Source organism: Paraburkholderia mimosarum LMG 23256 = NBRC 106338 (genome assembly GCF_000739815.1).
GTDB lineage: Bacteria > Pseudomonadota > Gammaproteobacteria > Burkholderiales > Burkholderiaceae > Paraburkholderia > Paraburkholderia mimosarum.
Genome location: NZ_BBJJ01000008.1, coordinates 139,518 through 155,443, shown reverse-complemented (window position 1 = coordinate 155,443; position 15,926 = coordinate 139,518). Strand labels below are relative to the sequence as shown.

The 15,926-nt window shown below is 65.0% G+C and carries 16 protein-coding genes; 6 read left to right on the top strand and 10 right to left on the bottom strand.

Annotation, left to right across the window (positions count from 1 at the left end; all coding sequences use genetic code 11):
* Positions 1 to 120 precede the first annotated feature (120 nt).
* The 4 genes from BMI01S_RS09410 (at position 121) to BMI01S_RS09395 (ending at position 5,143) form a co-directional block, all read left to right on the top strand.
* The gene (locus tag BMI01S_RS09410) at positions 121 to 582 is read left to right on the top strand and encodes a peroxiredoxin (protein ID WP_028209944.1); all 462 of its coding nucleotides are present in this window, start codon (positions 121 to 123) and stop codon (positions 580 to 582) included.
* 399 nt (positions 583 to 981) lie between these two features.
* A complete protein-coding gene (locus tag BMI01S_RS09405) occupies positions 982 to 2,814 on the top strand; it encodes a PhoH family protein (RefSeq protein ID WP_028230455.1) in 1,833 nt (610 codons plus the stop codon).
* Between the two features lie 231 nt (positions 2,815 to 3,045).
* Complete coding sequence (locus BMI01S_RS09400; RefSeq protein ID WP_028230456.1) at positions 3,046 to 4,209, top strand: C40 family peptidase; 1,164 nt, start codon at positions 3,046 to 3,048, stop codon at positions 4,207 to 4,209.
* Between the two features lie 127 nt (positions 4,210 to 4,336).
* Positions 4,337 to 5,143: an SDR family oxidoreductase gene (locus BMI01S_RS09395; protein ID WP_028209947.1), complete on the top strand. Its 807-nt coding sequence runs from the start codon at positions 4,337 to 4,339 to the stop codon at positions 5,141 to 5,143.
* A gap of 61 nt (positions 5,144 to 5,204) precedes the next feature.
* Here BMI01S_RS09395 and BMI01S_RS09390 read toward each other — a convergent pair whose 3' ends face one another.
* From BMI01S_RS09390 to BMI01S_RS09345, 10 genes are all read right to left on the bottom strand, one after another.
* Positions 5,205 to 6,215, bottom strand: a complete 1,011-nt coding sequence (locus tag BMI01S_RS09390; protein ID WP_028209948.1) for an inorganic phosphate transporter — start codon at positions 6,213 to 6,215, stop codon at positions 5,205 to 5,207.
* A gap of 10 nt (positions 6,216 to 6,225) precedes the next feature.
* Positions 6,226 to 6,852: a DUF47 domain-containing protein gene (locus BMI01S_RS09385; protein WP_028209949.1), complete on the bottom strand. Its 627-nt coding sequence runs from the start codon at positions 6,850 to 6,852 to the stop codon at positions 6,226 to 6,228.
* A gap of 155 nt (positions 6,853 to 7,007) precedes the next feature.
* Positions 7,008 to 8,390 (bottom strand): replicative DNA helicase, encoded by a 1,383-nt coding sequence (locus BMI01S_RS09380; protein ID WP_028209950.1) that lies wholly within the window; start codon positions 8,388 to 8,390, stop codon positions 7,008 to 7,010.
* Positions 8,391 to 8,548: 158 nt separating this feature from the next.
* Positions 8,549 to 9,001, bottom strand: a complete 453-nt coding sequence (rplI, locus tag BMI01S_RS09375; protein WP_028209951.1) for a 50S ribosomal protein L9 — start codon at positions 8,999 to 9,001, stop codon at positions 8,549 to 8,551.
* A gap of 27 nt (positions 9,002 to 9,028) precedes the next feature.
* Positions 9,029 to 9,304, bottom strand: coding sequence for a 30S ribosomal protein S18 (gene rpsR / locus BMI01S_RS09370; RefSeq protein ID WP_017776738.1), 276 nt, complete (start codon positions 9,302 to 9,304; stop codon positions 9,029 to 9,031).
* Between the two features lie 2 nt (positions 9,305 to 9,306).
* Entirely contained in the window at positions 9,307 to 9,606 is a 300-nt protein-coding gene (gene priB / locus BMI01S_RS09365) for a primosomal replication protein N (RefSeq protein ID WP_028204898.1), read from the bottom strand.
* A 45-nt stretch (positions 9,607 to 9,651) separates the two neighbouring features.
* Entirely contained in the window at positions 9,652 to 10,023 is a 372-nt protein-coding gene (gene rpsF, locus BMI01S_RS09360) for a 30S ribosomal protein S6 (protein ID WP_028209952.1), read from the bottom strand.
* 209 nt (positions 10,024 to 10,232) lie between these two features.
* Positions 10,233 to 11,150, bottom strand: a complete 918-nt coding sequence (locus tag BMI01S_RS09355) for an anti-sigma factor family protein (protein WP_028209953.1) — start codon at positions 11,148 to 11,150, stop codon at positions 10,233 to 10,235.
* Positions 11,140 to 11,919 (bottom strand): RNA polymerase sigma factor, encoded by a 780-nt coding sequence (locus tag BMI01S_RS09350; protein ID WP_028209954.1) that lies wholly within the window; start codon positions 11,917 to 11,919, stop codon positions 11,140 to 11,142. Before BMI01S_RS09350 ends, BMI01S_RS09355 begins: the two co-directional genes overlap by 11 nt.
* Positions 11,920 to 12,065: 146 nt before the next feature.
* Positions 12,066 to 12,974, bottom strand: coding sequence for a LysR substrate-binding domain-containing protein (locus BMI01S_RS09345; protein ID WP_028209955.1), 909 nt, complete (start codon positions 12,972 to 12,974; stop codon positions 12,066 to 12,068).
* 246 nt (positions 12,975 to 13,220) lie between these two features.
* Between BMI01S_RS09345 and gcl the strand changes: the two genes are divergently transcribed.
* A complete protein-coding gene (gene gcl, locus BMI01S_RS09340; RefSeq protein WP_028209956.1) occupies positions 13,221 to 14,996 on the top strand; it encodes a glyoxylate carboligase in 1,776 nt (591 codons plus the stop codon).
* A 109-nt stretch (positions 14,997 to 15,105) separates the two neighbouring features.
* On the top strand, positions 15,106 to 15,903 hold the full coding sequence (hyi, locus tag BMI01S_RS09335; protein WP_028209957.1) for a hydroxypyruvate isomerase: 798 nt from the start codon (positions 15,106 to 15,108) through the stop codon (positions 15,901 to 15,903).
* The last annotated feature ends 23 nt before the right edge of the window (positions 15,904 to 15,926 follow it).

The following is a 15,926-nucleotide window of genomic DNA, read 5'->3' as shown; positions in this document are numbered from 1 at the left end:
CGTGTAACGCCCCGCACCGCGGGCGGCACGCCGTTCCGGCGAACCGGCACCGCAGCGCGTCCAGCCTGAAGGCGCTGCGGCAGCGCGCGCCAATAACAAAGGGAGAGCCACGTGCCTGACGTGACCATCGCAGTCGACCAACCCGTTCCCGACTTCACCGCGCCCGCCACCGGCGGCGACTTCACGCTCTCGAGCCTGAGGGGCAGCAAGGTGGTGCTGTACTTCTATCCGAAAGACAACACGCCGGGCTGCACGACCGAAGGTCTGCAGTTCCGCGACCTCTCTCCGAAGTTCAGGAAGGCCGGCGCGCAGATCGTGGGCGTGTCGCGTGACAGCGTGCGCTCGCACGATAACTTCAAGGCCAAGCTCGAACTGCCGTTTACCTTGGTATCGGATGCCGACGAAGCGCTCTGCACGCTCTTCGACGTCATCAAATTGAAGAAAATGTATGGCAAACAGGTTCGAGGTATCGAACGCTCGACCTTCCTCATCGACGCCGACGGGGTACTGCGCCAGGAGTGGCGCGGAATCAAGGTGCCGGGCCATGTCGAGGAAATTCTGGAGGCTGTACAAGCGCTTTGAGGAGCGTTATATTGGGCTGCAATGAGTGCCTGTCCAACCCTTTTTACGTCGCGTTGCGTCGGTGTCGCTGCCGGTCATGGGATGACCGGAAATGCGCATCGGAGGCAACGGGTCAACACCGAAGTGAAGCCGCTTGCCTCGTCATCCGGGGCGGCGGCTTTTTTGTTTGTCCTACGCTGTTCCCTACCGCTTTTCTTTCCGTCCATGCCGGCTTTGCGACCCGGCATGCGCAAACGTCAAGGAGCTGATCGAAAACCAGGCGAACCGGCATTTTCTGACCTGAGCGCGCACCTTGCGCAGTAACGGCGGGCGCCTACCCGGCATCCGCACGCACCGCCCGAAAGCGCGCCTTACTGGGTAACCCCGCGACCACTCGACCCGATTTTTTCGAGGGACACCATGCCTTTGCCTACTCCCCCCAGCAAGCTCGGCAACCTGCTGCCGCCCGAAGAATGCAAGGCGCGCGCCCGCACGACGCGGAGCACACGCAAAGCCGCGAGCGAGAACGACGCTGCCGACGTTGGCGAATACGGCCCGGCCAGCGTCGCCGAGCCGATGACGCCGGCGGCCAACGCCGCGACCACGTTGCGCACGGTCCCGCTCTCGAGCGCGAGTGCCGAACTGGCCGCGCTCGAGCCCGTCGCCCCGGCGCCCGCACGCAACAAACGCAAACAGGCCACGCCTGTGCTGTTGCAGCCGCTCGAAGCGCGCACCGGCGGCGACGAGGCACCGGTTGCACGCGGCGGCAAACCCGTCTCGACCAAAGCGTCCGGCGGCGCTGCTGCACCGGCCACGCGTCCCGGCACGAAAAAGCGCGTGCATCCGGAAGAGAGCACGGAAGTCCAGAAGCTTTTCGTGCTCGACACGAACGTGCTCATGCACGACCCGACCTGCCTTTTCCGCTTCGAGGAACACGACGTCTATCTGCCGATGATGACGTTGGAAGAACTCGACAACCACAAGAAGGGCATGTCGGAAGTCGCGCGCAACGCGCGCCAGGTGAGCCGCACGCTCGACCAGCTGGTCGCCAATGCCGGCCCCATCTCCGAAGGCATTTCGCTCGGCCGCCTCGGCAGCCGCGAGGCGCTCGGACGCCTGTACTTCCAGACCACGCTCACACACATCGATCCGGTCGATGGCCTGCCCCAAGGCAAGGCCGACAACCAGATCCTCGGCGTCGTGCGCGCGCTGCAGCGCGACCGCCCAGACCGCCTCGTCGTGCTGGTGTCGAAAGACATCAACATGCGCATCAAGGCCCATGCGCTGGGCCTGCCCGCGGAAGACTACTTCAACGACCAGGTTCTCGAAGACAAGGATCTGCTCTACTCGGGCGTGCGCGCGCTGCCGCAGGACTTCTGGACGAAGCACGCCAAGGGCATGGAGTCCTGGCAGGAGACCAAGACCGGCACGACGTATTACCGCGTGACGGGTCCCGAATGCCTCTCGATGCTCGTGAACGAGTTCGTCTATCTGGAGCCGCAGAACGGCGAGCCCGCGTTTCATGCGATCGTGCGCGAGCTCAACGGCAAGACGGCGCTGCTGCAAACGCTGCGCGACTACGGCCACCACAAGAACAACGTGTGGGGCATCACGGCGCGCAACCGCGAGCAGAACTTCGCGCTGAACCTGCTGATGAACCCGGAAATCGACTTCGTCACCCTGCTCGGCCAGGCCGGCACGGGCAAGACGCTCGTCGCGCTCGCGGCGGGCCTCGCGCAGGTGCTCGACGAGAAGCGTTACAACGAGATCATCGTGACGCGCGCGACGGTGCCGGTAGGCGAGGACATCGGCTTCCTGCCGGGCACCGAAGAAGAAAAGATGCAACCGTGGATGGGCGCCTTCGACGATAACCTCGAAGTGCTCCAGAAGACCGACGACGCCGCCGGCGAATGGGGCCGCGCCGCGACCCAGGAACTGATCCGTTCGCGTCTGAAGGTCAAGAGCATGAACTTCATGCGCGGGCGCACGTTCGTGGACAAGTATCTGATCATCGACGAGGCGCAGAATCTCACGCCCAAGCAGATGAAGACGCTCGTCACCCGTGCGGGTCCGGGCACGAAGATCGTGTGTCTTGGCAACATCGCCCAGATCGACACGCCGTATCTGACGGAAGGCAGCTCGGGCCTCACCTATGTGGTGGACCGTTTCAAGGGCTGGGCGCATAGCGGCCACGTGACACTCGCCCGCGGTGAGCGTTCGCGGCTTGCCGATTACGCGTCGGACATTCTGTAAGCCGTTCGCCGGACGCCCTTTTACCGGGCGTTCACGCGCAAGTGAGGACCGTAGCGGGGTAACCCGATACGGTCCTTTTTTCTTGGGCGCGTTCCCCGAGCAACAGTTGGCGCACGAACTTCAAGTAAGTTATGAAGAATTCTTGCGAAAGCACTGACGGACCGGCTACTATCCGCCCATGACCGACCGTTATTCCGATGGCGCCTGCGTCGCACGCGCCTCGCCCGCTTCATGCGCCGACTCTGGCTCCCGCTTCTGATCGCCGTGTTGCTTGCCGCGTGTTCGAGCGCGCCGCAAAAGGTGTCGCGCGGAGCATCGTCCTCGAGCGAAAACGCGTGGCGCACGCGCCCCCCGGAGTTGCCGGATTTTGTCGATCACAGCATAGGCCGCGAGGAAATCTCGATCCAGGCGATGGCTCTCGTCGGCATTCCGTATCGATGGGGCGGCAATACGCCCGACAGCGGCTTCGATTGCAGCGGCCTCGTGAAATACGTGCTCGTGCGCTCGGCCTCCGTCGATTTGCCGCGCACCACCATCGAGATGAGCACACGCGGCGAAACGATCGAACCCGGGGAGATCGCGCCAGGCGACCTCGTCTTTTTCAATACGACGGGTCGGCCCCATTCGCATGTCGGGATTTACGTCGGCAAGCTGCGGTTCGTCAACGCGCCCTCGACCGGCGGCACGGTGCGCCTCGACTATCTGACCAATCCTTACTGGGCCAAGCGCTTCGACGGCATCCGCCGCATGGCGCCGCCCAGGCGCACGCCTTTCGATGCGCCGACCCTGCAAGCGTCTGCGCCTGCCGAAAGCGCCGCCGGTTCGAGCAATGCGCGAGGAGCTTCCGCGATGGCGAGCGCATCGCCTGCGCCGGCGCCCGAGCCCGCACGCGCGCCTGGCGGCAGCCGGAACCGCGCCGCGGCGGCGGCGCCGCCCTCGCCTTATGCTGCTGTGCCGCCTGCTGTGCCGGTTGCTGTGCCGGTTGCTTCGACGGCTGCCGACGCATCCGCCGACGCGTTCGAGCCGCCGCCAGCCTCGCTCGGCAGCGCACAAGCGCAGGCGCGAGAAGCGGGCGCCGTTGCGCCCGTCAATGAGGCGCCTGTCTATGCCGCGCGCCCCGTCACCAGCCTCGCCGCCGGCGCTACGGTAGGTGCCGCCGTCAGCGCTGAGCGCGACCCCATCGAGGCCGCAGCCGATGCCTTCGAGCCCCCGCCGCCCAACGCCGCAGCAGCGGCGCGCCAGGCAGGCCTCGCGGGTTCGACGCCGATCCAGGCGTCCTCACTGCCCGTAGGCAGCGCGCAGATCATGCGCGCCTCGACGGCTGGCGCAGTCTCCCCCGCCCCGACCCAGTCCAGCGACGACCCGATCGCGCGCTTCGCCAACGGCGGCGACTGAAACGCCGACCGCGGCGCGGGAGGGCGCAATCTCGCCCCTGGCCGAACGGCGAGGCGGGTTTGCGGCGCCGGTCGCGTCTGCTATCGTTTTGGTACCGTTTTCGATACTTTCGCGCAGCGAGGCGACGATGGATCTCGGACTCAGCAAGAAGGTGGTGCTCGTAACGGGCGGCAGCAAAGGCATTGGCCTCGCCTGCGCGCGCGCGTTTGCGAAGGAAGGCGCGCGCGTGGCGATCGTCTCGCGCGACCCGGCTAATCTCGCGCGCGCCCGCGAGCAACTGACGAGCGAAGGCCTGCACGTGCATCTCACGCGTGCGGACCTGCACGAAGCGCACAGCGCCGCCGACGTGGTCGAGGAAGTCTCTACGGCGGTCGGCCCCATCGATATCCTCATCAACAGCGCGGGCGCGGCACGCCGCTACGACCCGGAAGCGCTCGACGCCGACGCTTTCAGGGCCACGATGGAGGCGAAGTATTTCCCTTATATCTACCCGCAGCAGGAAGTGCTGCGCCGCATGGTGCAGCGGATCAAGGCAGGCGAGAGCATGGAGCCCGGCGCGATCGTCAATATCATCGGCATGGGCGGCAAGTTCGCGAGCGACATCCATATCGCCGGCGGCGCGGCCAACGCGGCCCTGATGCTCGCCACGGTTGGTCTTGCTCACTACCACGCGCGCTACGGTATCCGCATCAACGCGATCAACCCGGGCGCCACGCTCACGGAACGTCTGCAGGAAGCCGTTCAGCTCGAAGCTCAGAGGGCAGGCGTCGACGCCGCCCAGGCACTCGCAAGCGGCGAAGCGAAGATTCCGCTCGGGCGCTACGCGAAACCGGAGGAAATTGCCGATGTCGCGCTTTTCCTCGCAAGCCGCCGCGCGAGCTACGTGACCGGTGCCCTCATCCCCATGGACGGCGCCAGCACACCGCTCATCTGAGGCGCGCGGCAGCGCAGGCAAGCCCCGAAAAGCACCGCGGCGCCCGAAGGCGCCGCAGGTTTTACATGAAGCGGTGACCGAGCCACCAGGCGGCCGCGGCCAGCGTGGCCGAGGCCGGGATGGTCAGCACCCACGCCCAGACGATGTTGCCGGCAACGCCCCAGCGCACGGCGCTGAGCTTCTGCGTCGCGCCAACTCCGACGATGGCGCCCGTGATCGTGTGCGTGGTCGACACGGGAATGCCCATCCATGAAGCCGTGAAGAGCGTGAGCGCCCCGCCTGCCTCCGCACAGAAGCCGCCGACCGGCTTGAGCCTGGTGATTTTCTGACCCATCGTTCGCACGATGCGCCAGCCGCCAAACAGCGTGCCGAGACCCATCGACAGATAGCAGCCGCCAATCACCCAGATGGGCGGCGCATCCGAGCCGATTGCCGAGTAGCCCGTTGCGATCAGCAGCATCCAGATGATGCCGATGGTCTTCTGCGCATCGTTGCCGCCGTGACCGAGGCTATAGAGCCCCGCCGACACAAGCTGCAGACGCCGGAACCGGCGGTCGACCTTGCTGGGCGGCGTGCGGAAATAGAGCCACGACACCGTGAGCATGAAGAATGATCCCAGCACGAAGCCGAGCAGCGGCGAGACGAAGATGAACGCCACGGTCTTCATGAGGCCGTCGAAATTGAGCGAGCCCCAGCCCGACTTCGCGAGCGCCGCGCCCACCAGGCCGCCGATCAGCGCATGTGACGAGCTCGACGGAATGCCGTAGTACCAGGTCAGCACGTTCCAGCCGATCGCGCCCATCAGTGCGCCGAACACCACGTAGTGGTCGACGATATCGGGGTCGATGGTGCCCTTGCCCACCGTCTGCGCGACCTTCAGATGGAACACGAAATAGGCGATCACGTTGAACATGGCGGCGAATGCAACCGCCTGCTGCGGCTTGAGCACCCCCGTCGACACGACCGTGGCGATCGAATTCGCCGCATCGTGAAAGCCGTTCATGAAGTCGAAAACGAGGGCGATGGCGATCAGCGTAGCGACCGCCCAGAGGGCGAGTTGTATCGATTGCATCGCAGTCCGCTCAGGCGTTTTCCAGCACGATGCCTTCGATGATGTTCGCGACATCCTCGCACTTGTCCGTGATCGTTTCGAGCAGCTCGTAGATCGCTTTCAGCTTGATCAGCGTCTTGACGTTGTCTTCCTCGCGGAAGAGCTTCGACATGGCCCCGCGCAGCAGGCGGTCCGCGTCGGACTCGAGTCGGTCGATGTCCTCGCAGGCCTTCAGGATCTCGCGCGCCTGTTTCATGTCGGAGAGCATTCCCACCGCAAGCTGCACGCGCTGCGCCGAAGCCGCCACCACGTGCGCGAGCTGGCTCGCCTCGGCGGTCACCGACTGCACGTCGTAGAGCGAAATCGCGGTGGCGACGTCTTCCATCAGATCCAGGCAGTCGTCCATCGTCGTGATCAGCTTGTGGATCTCGTCGCGGTCGAGCGGTGTAATGAACGTCTTGTGAAGGAGATCGATCGCCTCGTGCGTGAGCTTGTCGGCCTGCTTTTCGGCCGCCTGCACGTTCTGCTTGTGGACCTCGGCATCCGCGAGGTTATCGATCAGGAGTTCGAGCTCGCGGCTCGCGGAAACGATGCACTTCGCGTGCGCATTGAAGATCTCGAAGAATTTGCCCTCGGTGGGCATGAAGCGACCGAACATTGGTATCCCGGAAATTGGTCTCGAATTGCCGTCACAAAACAGCAAAATAGCCGTCACAAAACGGCAATATTGTATCGTCAGCAGAGAACGGGCGCATTGAATGACGGGCGCAACAGCGGCTTTTGCGCCACTATGGCGCAACCGCCGCCTGCAAGTCACTCGCCGTAGAAGGTCTGCGCGCCCGCGAAATTATCGAACTTCGTGTATTGACCGTGGAACGTGAGCCGAACGGGACCGATCGGGCCGTTACGCTGCTTGCCGATGATGATCTCCGCGGTGCCCTTGTCGGGGCTGTCCGGGTTGTAGACTTCGTCGCGGTAGATGAACAGAATGACGTCCGCGTCCTGTTCGATAGCGCCTGACTCGCGCAGGTCCGACATCACGGGGCGTTTGTTCGGACGCTGCTCGAGACCGCGGTTCAGCTGCGACAGCGCGATCACGGGCACATCCAGCTCCTTCGCCAGGCTCTTGAGCGAGCGCGAGATTTCTGAAATCTCGGTGGCGCGGTTCTCCCCCGTCGACGATCCGCTCATGAGCTGCAGATAGTCGATGATGATGAGCCCGAGTTTGCCGCATTGACGCGACAGGCGCCGCGCGCGCGAGCGCAGTTCCATCGGGTTCAGCCCGCCCGTTTCGTCGATGAAGATCTGCGCCTCGCTCATTTTCTGCACCGCGTGCGTGAGCTTCGGCCAGTCCTCGTCGGTCAGGCGCCCGGTGCGCATGCGGTGCTGGTCGAGACGACCCACGGAGCCGAGCATACGCATGATCAGCTGCGTGCCCGGCATTTCCATCGAGAACACCGCGACGGGCAGGCCGTACTCCACGGCCACGTACTCGCCGATATTCATCGAGAACGCGGTCTTACCCATCGACGGGCGTCCCGCCACGATGATCAGTTCGCCGCCGTGCATGCCCGACGTCATGCGGTCGAGATCCATGAAGCCCGTTGGCGTGCCCGTCACGTCGCTGGGATTGGCCGTGTGATAAAGCGTGTCGATGCGTTCCACGACCTGCGTGAGCAGCGGCCCGATCTCGAGGAAGCCCTGGGTGCCGCGTGCGCCGTCTTCGGCGATCGAGAACACCTTCGATTCCGCCTCGTCGAGCAACTGACGCACTTCCTTGCCCTGCGGGTTGAACGCGTCGGCCGAGATTTCATCGGCGACGGAGACGAGGCGGCGCAGCACCGCGCGGTCGCGCACGATTTCCGCATAGCGGCGGATGTTCGCCGCGCTCGGCGTGTTCTGCGCGAGGGCGTTCAGGTACGCGAGGCCGCCCACGTCGTCGGCCTTGCCCGAGGTGCCGAGCGCCTCGTACACCGTCACCACGTCGGCCGGGCGCGTAGCCGCGATCAGGCGGCCAATATGCTCGAAGATGATGCGGTGATCGTAGCGGTAGAAGTCGCTTTGTGAGAGGAAGTCGGCAATCCGGTCCCAGGCGCCGTTATCCAGCAACAGGCCGCCGAGCACCGATTGTTCGGCTTCGATCGAGTGCGGCGGGACTTTCAGCGAGTCGAGTTGGGGATCTTTCGGAGCGTTCATGGAGGGCAATTATCGGGCAATCGGGGCGCGCGGAACAAGCTTGAAAACACGCAATGAGCACGCAACAAAAAAGGCAGAAGCCCTGCGGCTCCTGCCCTTCCTGAATTTTGCGTCAAACCGTGCAGCCCGAGCGGGCGTGCACGGCAAGCGCTGAGTGCTTAGGCGTGCTCGCCCAGCACCGACACCGTGACGTCGACGAGGACGTCGGTGTGCAGCGAAACGTGCACCGGGTGGTCGCCCACCATCTTCAGCGGGCCTTCCGGCAGACGCACTTGCGCCTTTTCCACTGCGAAGCCTTGCTTCGTCAGCGCAACGGCGATGTCCGCGTTGGTGACCGAACCGAACAGACGGCCGTCCACGCCGGCCTTCTGGCCGATCTGAACGGTCAGGCCGTTGAGCTTCTCGCCTTCGGCTTGTGCAGCTGCCAGCTTCTCAGCGGCGGCCTTTTCGAGTTCAGCGCGGCGAACTTCGAATTCGGCGATTGCGTCCTTCGTTGCACGGCGTGCCTTCTTGTTCGGGATCAGGAAGTTACGTGCGTAACCGTCCTTCACCTTGACGATGTCGCCGAGGTTGCCCAGGTTGACGACTTTTTCCAGAAGAATGATCTGCATTCTATTGCTCCTTATCGCGTCGTCTTGTTAGGCCTTGTGCTGGTCGGTGTACGGCATCAGCGCGAGGAAACGCGCGCGCTTGATAGCCGTGTCCAGCTGACGCTGATAGTGGGCCTTCGTACCCGTCAGGCGAGCCGGCGTGATCTTGCCGTTTTCGCCGATGAAGTCCTTCAGCGTTTCGATGTCCTTGTAGTCGATCTGCTCGACGCCTGCAGCCGTGAAGCGGCAGAACTTCTTGCGCTTGAAGAGCGGGTTTTGTTGCTGACGACGCTTGTCGAATTTTTTACCAGTCGGGCGGGCCATGATTAGTCCTTTCCTGTACCTTGCATTTCGGTGATGTGAAACACCAGGGTTCGCGCATTGCGGTGCTTCTTCGCCAGAAAGCCGGTGAAGAGCGCTTCCACGCCCATCTCGCAGCTTTCGACGAGACCGCAGGCTTTGCCGGCCGCCACCGCGGGCATCGTGAGTTCGACGAAGCGGGGAATGCCGGCTTCGACGACCTCCGTGCGATGCTGCAACGTGACGCTAGCGATCGGAACGCCGGCGGGCGTATAGCGCACCGGTTCACGCTCCACGACGCTAGCCGTGAGTTGCAGCCTGTTCACGGGGCGATTTCGGGCAAATGCGTTAAATCCTGATGGCTTGTGCCATTAAGCCTGCGCTTCGGTCGGCTGGGCAGCCGCCTTCTTGGCTTCTTCGCGCTGCACTTCCTTCATCATCGGCGACGGGCCGGTTTCGGCCTTCTTCATCTTGACGATGAGGTGACGCAGGACAGCGTCGTTGAACTTGAACGCGTGTTCCAGTTCGTCGAGCGTGCTCTGGTCGCATTCGATGTTCATGCAGACGTAGTGAGCCTTCGCGAGTTTCTCGATCATGTAGGCCAGTTGACGACGGCCCCAGTCTTCGATGCGGTGGACCTGGCCACCGTGCGACGTGATCGTGCTCTTGTAGCGCTCGATCATGGCGGGCACCTGCTCGCTCTGATCGGGATGCACGATGAAGACGATTTCGTAATGACGCATGTATCACTCCTTGTGGATTAAAGCCACCCGGGCGTCGGAACCGGTGCGGCAAGTGAGAAGCCGGAGATTGTAGCGCGGATGGGTTGCGCGCGCAAGCTAGATCGGGCTTTGGCGCGATGATTCGGGCGTGTTTTCAATGACTTGCGCGGCGCCTGGCGCGCCGGGGGCGCCCCCGCAGTGCGCCCGTAGAAAACGAAAGACGCGAAAGCCTAGCTGCCGTGCGCCTCGCCCGCGCCTGCCGCGAGACGCGCGTCGAGCGCCGCGCGCAGGCCGTCGATCGCGTCTGCGCCGGCATCCGTCACTGCCCACCAGGTCATGCCCGCCGCCTGCCAGCGCTGGAGTGCGTAGCCTTCGCTCGAAGGCGGCGGCGCGGCGCCCGAGACGGCCGGGCCGCTCGCGCCCGGCGGGAACACGTAGACGTCGATCACGTGCTTGCGATAGTGATAGACGAGGACCGCCACCCGCTCGCGCCCCACATAATCGAGGCGGCCGCCCGCGAGCGCAAAGCCCTCCTGCGCCAGATCGAAGACGGGCGGCGCATAGTCGATGCGGCCGTTGAACCATGGTTTCACGGTGTGGCGGTCCGTCGAGATCACGTCGAGGTCGCGGCCCGAGATCTGGGCGCGCACGTGGCTAGAAACGAGATCGTCGACGAAAGCGGCTTGCGCAGCAGGCCCGCGCAGATGCAGCGTGGCGATCACGGCGAGCGCGCAGAGCATCAGCAGGGCGCCGCCGAACCACGCGAACGTCGCCGCGCGCGGGCCGGCGTTTGGGATCGGCACACTCCACCCCGCATCGCCCCGCGCCCCGCCGCCACTGGATGGCCACCAGCTCCGCACCCAGTCGCGCCAGCCGCCCGCGGCGCGCCCTCGCGAAGGCGGAGGCGGCACCGTTGCGGATTCCGCGACCGTCGCCGGCAGCGCTGCGACGACGCGTGCGGCAAGCCCGGCGGGCGCCCGATGATAGGGCGCCGAGCGAATCATGCGAGAGATGGCCTGCGCGTCGTCGGCGGCGCGGCGGCACTGCTCGCAGCCTGCCAGATGCTCGCGCATGCGCCATTCGTCGGCGGGGGAAAGTTCACGATCGACGCTGGCGTCGACCAGCGGGCGCGCTTCGTTACAGTTCATCGGGCGCCTCCTTCGTGCGGCCTTCGGCGTGCGGGAGTCGCCGCAACGACGCTCCGCCGTCGGCGGCCGGCTCCTCGCGGAACCGGCCGCCGGTCTCCCGGACGGATGGTCTCCTGGCTTGACTGCTTCCCCCGACTCCTGCTGCGCCGTCCGCGCATCCTTGCGCGCGGACGACCGAATCGTTTGTTGCTTCCCCTGCCGATGCCCCGCGAGGCTCGCCCCGATACGACGCCAGCAGCGTCGCGAGGCGCCGCCGGCCGCGTGCGAGCCGCGACATCACGGTTCCCAGCGGCAAGTCCGCGATGGCCGCAATCTCGCGGTAGCCCAGCTCCTCCAGTTCGCGCAGCACCAGCACTTCCCGGTACTCCACCGGCAGGCGCCGCAACGCGTCCTGAACGTGGCGCGTATCCTCGGCGCGGATCGCGAGCGTCTCGGGATCGACGCCGCCCGTCTCCCAGCCTTCGAGCGGCGTGTCGTCGCGCAACTCGTCGAACGGTGCCACCTCTTCCGCGCCCGCGCGCCGCCGCCACTCGTCGTACCAGACGCGCCGCACGATCGCGAGCAGCCAGGGGCGCGCCTCGTCGCCGCGAAACGCGTCGAAGAAGCGAAACGCGCGCAGAAACGCCTCCTGGACGATGTCTTCGGCGTCGCCGGGATTGCGCGAGAGCCAGCGCGCGAGGTTATAGGCTGCGTCGAGATGCGGCAGCGCCAGCGCCTGGAAGCGGCGGCTGCGCCCTGCCTCATCCTGCTCGTACGCGGTTTCGCCCACGTCGTCCCCTCGCCTCTTCGTCTGGCTCGCGCGGCCCTGGCCGCCATAGACGCACTACCGATGCCGGGCCCAGTTTATTCCCGCTGACTGCGCGCGAAAACGAAAATAAATCGGCGAGCGCGGCGTGATCCGTCGCCAGTCGCGTGCTACGCGTCGCTCCAGTAACCGGGCCGCGCATAAACCTCTTTGAGGAAATCGATGAAATAACGGACTCGCGCCGGGACGTAACGCTGTTGCGGGTACACCGCGAGAATGTCGTAATCGGGCAGCGCGTACTCGTCGAGCACCGTTTCGAGTTCGCCGCGCGCGAGCTGGGCGTCGATCTCCCAGGTCGAACGCCAGCCGAGCCCGAGCCCCTCGGTCACCCAGCGGTGCAGCAGCTCGCCGTCGTTGCAGTCGAGCGTGCCGCCCACGCGCACGGTCACGAGCTTGCCGTTGCGGCTGAAGTACCAGCCGCGGTTCTGCCCGCCCTGGAGGTTGAACGCGAGGCAATTGTGGCTCGGCAGGTCTTCCAGCGTTTTCGGGCGGCCGTGCTTGCGGAAGTACTCGGGCGTGCCGCACACCACGCGCCGGTTCGTCGCGAGCTTGACGGCGACGAAGTTCGGATCCACGGCGCCGCCGATACGAATCGACAGGTCGTAACCCTCGCGCACCAGATCGACCACGCGGTCCGTGAGATTGAACGACACCTGCAAACCGGGCTTGTCGACGAGAAACTCGGGCGCGAGCGGCGCGACGTGCTTGCGCCCGAAGGCGGCCGGCGCCGAGACGATCAAATGGCCGTTCACCACCTGGCGCCCCGCCGAAAGCTCGTTTTCGGCCTGGTCCCAGTCGGCGAGCAGGCCGCGGCAGCGCTCGAGGAACGCCGCGCCCTCCTCGCTCACAACGAGCCGCCGCGTCGAGCGGTATATGAGCTTCACGCCGAGACGCTTTTCGAGCGCATCGATACGCCGCCCGAGGATCACCGGCGAGACGCCTTCCTCGAGCGCCGCCGCTGCGAGGCTGCCCGCGTCCGCGACGCGCACGAAGGTTTCGATCTGCTTGAAGCGGTCCATTGCATGTCTCCTGTCGGCAGCAGGTTGCGCTTGAGCGCCTCTTGCTGCCCCATGCCGCGCGCCGAAGGCGCCGACGCCACCCCTGGCGCTGAACGGGATGTCCCAAAGCCCCGTCGCGCCAGCATTCCATACTTTTTGTTTCGAAATAAGCGACCCAGACTGATCTTATCAAACCTTTCCTGCGCCACTACAGTGGGCCTCAACCGCTTCGCCATTCCTTGCATACGAGACATTCAGGAGACATTCATGGCCAAAATGAGAGCCGTCGACGCCGCCGTGCTGGTGCTCGAAAAAGAAGGCATCGATACCGCTTTCGGCGTGCCGGGCGCAGCCATCAATCCGTTCTACTCGGCGATGAAGAAGGCCGGCGGCATCACCCACGTGCTGGCGCGCCACGTCGAGGGCGCTTCGCACATGGCCGAGGGTTATACGCGCGCCGCACCCGGCAACATCGGCGTGTGCATCGGCACCTCGGGCCCCGCGGGCACCGACATGATCACGGGCCTCTATTCCGCCCAGGCCGACTCGATTCCTATTCTCGCGATCACGGGCCAGGCGCCGCGCGCCCGCCTCTACAAGGAAGACTTCCAGGCCGTCGACATCGAGTCGATCGCCAAGCCCGTCACCAAGTGGGCCGTGACCGTGCGCGAGCCGGCGCTCGTGCCGCGCGCATTCCAGCAGGCATTCCATCTCATGCGCTCGGGCCGTCCCGGGCCGGTGTTGATCGATCTGCCCATCGACGTGCAGCTCGCCGAAATCGAGTTCGACATCGACACCTACGAGCCGCTGCCCGTCTACAAGCCGAAGGCCACGTGCAAGCAGATCGAAGCCGCGCTCGAACTGCTCAACGCGAGCGAGAGGCCGCTGATCGTTTCCGGCGGCGGCGTGATCAACGCGGCGGCCGAAGACCTGCTCGTCAAGTTTGCCGAAACGGTGGGCGTGCCGGTCATCCCGACGCTCATGTCGTGGGGCGCCATTGCCGACGACCACCCGCTCATGGCCGGCATGGTCGGCCTGCAGACCTCGCACCGCTACGGCAACGCCACGATGCTCGCCTCGGACTTCGTGCTGGGCGTGGGCAACCGCTGGGCCAACCGCCATACGGGCAGCGTCGAGGTCTACACGAAGGGCCGCAAGTTCGTGCACGTCGACATCGAACCGACGCAAATCGGCCGCGTGTTCGGCCCCGATCTCGGCATCGTGTCCGATGCGAAGGCCGCGCTCGAGCTCTTCGTCGAAGTCGCGCAGCAATGGAAGGCCGCGGGCAAGTTGAAGGACCGCAGCGCGTGGGTGGCCGACTGCCAGGCGCGCAAACGCACGATGCACCGCAAGACGCATTTCGAGAACACGCCGATCAAGCCGCAGCGCGTGTACGAAGAGATGAACAAGGCGTTTGGCCGCGACACCTGCTACGTGAGCACGATCGGCCTTTCGCAGATCGCGGGCGCGCAGTTCCTGCACGTGTACAAGGCACGCAACTGGATCAACTGCGGCCAGGCGGGCCCGCTCGGCTGGACGATTCCAGCGGCGCTCGGCGTGCGCGCGGCCGATCCGACCCGCCCCATCGTGGCGCTCTCGGGCGACTACGACTTCCAGTTCATGGTCGAAGAGCTGGCCGTGGGCGCGCAGTTCAAGCTGCCGTACGTTCACGTGGTGGTGAACAACTCGTACCTCGGCCTGATCCGTCAGGCGCAGCGTCAGTTCGACATGGACTTCTGCGTGCAGCTCGCGTTCGAGAACATCAACGCGCCCGAAGTGAACGGCTATGGCGTCGACCACGTAACAGTGGCCGAAGGCCTGGGCTGCAAGGCGCTGCGCGTGTTCAAGCCCGAGGAGATCGCCCCGGCGCTCAAGCAGGCGCAATCGATGGCTGCGGAGTTCAGCGTGCCGGTCGTCGTCGAAGTGATTCTGGAGCGCGTGACCAACATCTCGATGGGCACGGAAATCGACGCGATCAACGAGTTCGAGGAGCTGGCCGAGAAGCCCGAGCACGCGCCGACAGCGATCGCTTTGCAATCCTGATCATCCGACGCCGCTGCAACGCAACTTGCATTCCCCCGCTTTTCGCACCCAGCCCTGATGTGCGAAAAGCGGACTCTCACCCACACTCATTGCCCCGAGAGACGAACCCATGCCGAAATTTGCCGCGAATCTCACCATGCTGTTCAACGAGATGCCCTTCCTCGACCGCTTCGCCGCGGCCGCGCTTGCGGGCTTCGACGCCGTGGAATTCCTCTTCCCGTATCCGTACAAAGCTGCCGAACTGGCCGAGCGCCTCGAAATCAACGGACTGAAGCTCGTGCTCCACAATCTGCCGGCCGGCAACTGGGAGGCGGGAGAGCGCGGCATTGCCTGCCTGCCCGATCGCCGCGGCGAGTTCCAGGAAGGCGTTGGCCGCGCAATCGAGTATGCCAAGGCGCTGAAGGTGCCGCAGCTCAATTGCCTCGTCGGCATTCCGACGGCTGGCGTCGATCGCGAGACAGCGCTCGCCACGATCGTCGAGAACCTGCGCTACGCTGCCAGCGAACTCAAGCGCGAAGGCATCCGTCTGCTAGTGGAACCCTGCAACTCTTACGATATCCCCGGCTTCGCGCTGAACCGCTCCGGCGAAGCGCTCGACGTCATCGCACAGACGGGCTCGGACAACGTATTCCTGCAGTACGACATCTATCACATGCAGCGCATGGAAGGCGAACTCGCCGCGACGATCAAGAAGCACTTCGCGAAGATCGCCCACATCCAGCTCGCCGACAACCCCGGCCGCAACGAACCGGGCACGGGTGAAATCCACTACCCGTTCCTCTTCGATCTGCTCGACACGCTCGGCTACGAGGGTTACATCGGCTGCGAGTACAAGCCGCGCACGACGACCACGGAAGGTCTCGGCTGGCTGCGCAACGCGCGGCTGCGCACCGCCGAACTCGCCTGAATATCGAGAGACAACCGCATTCG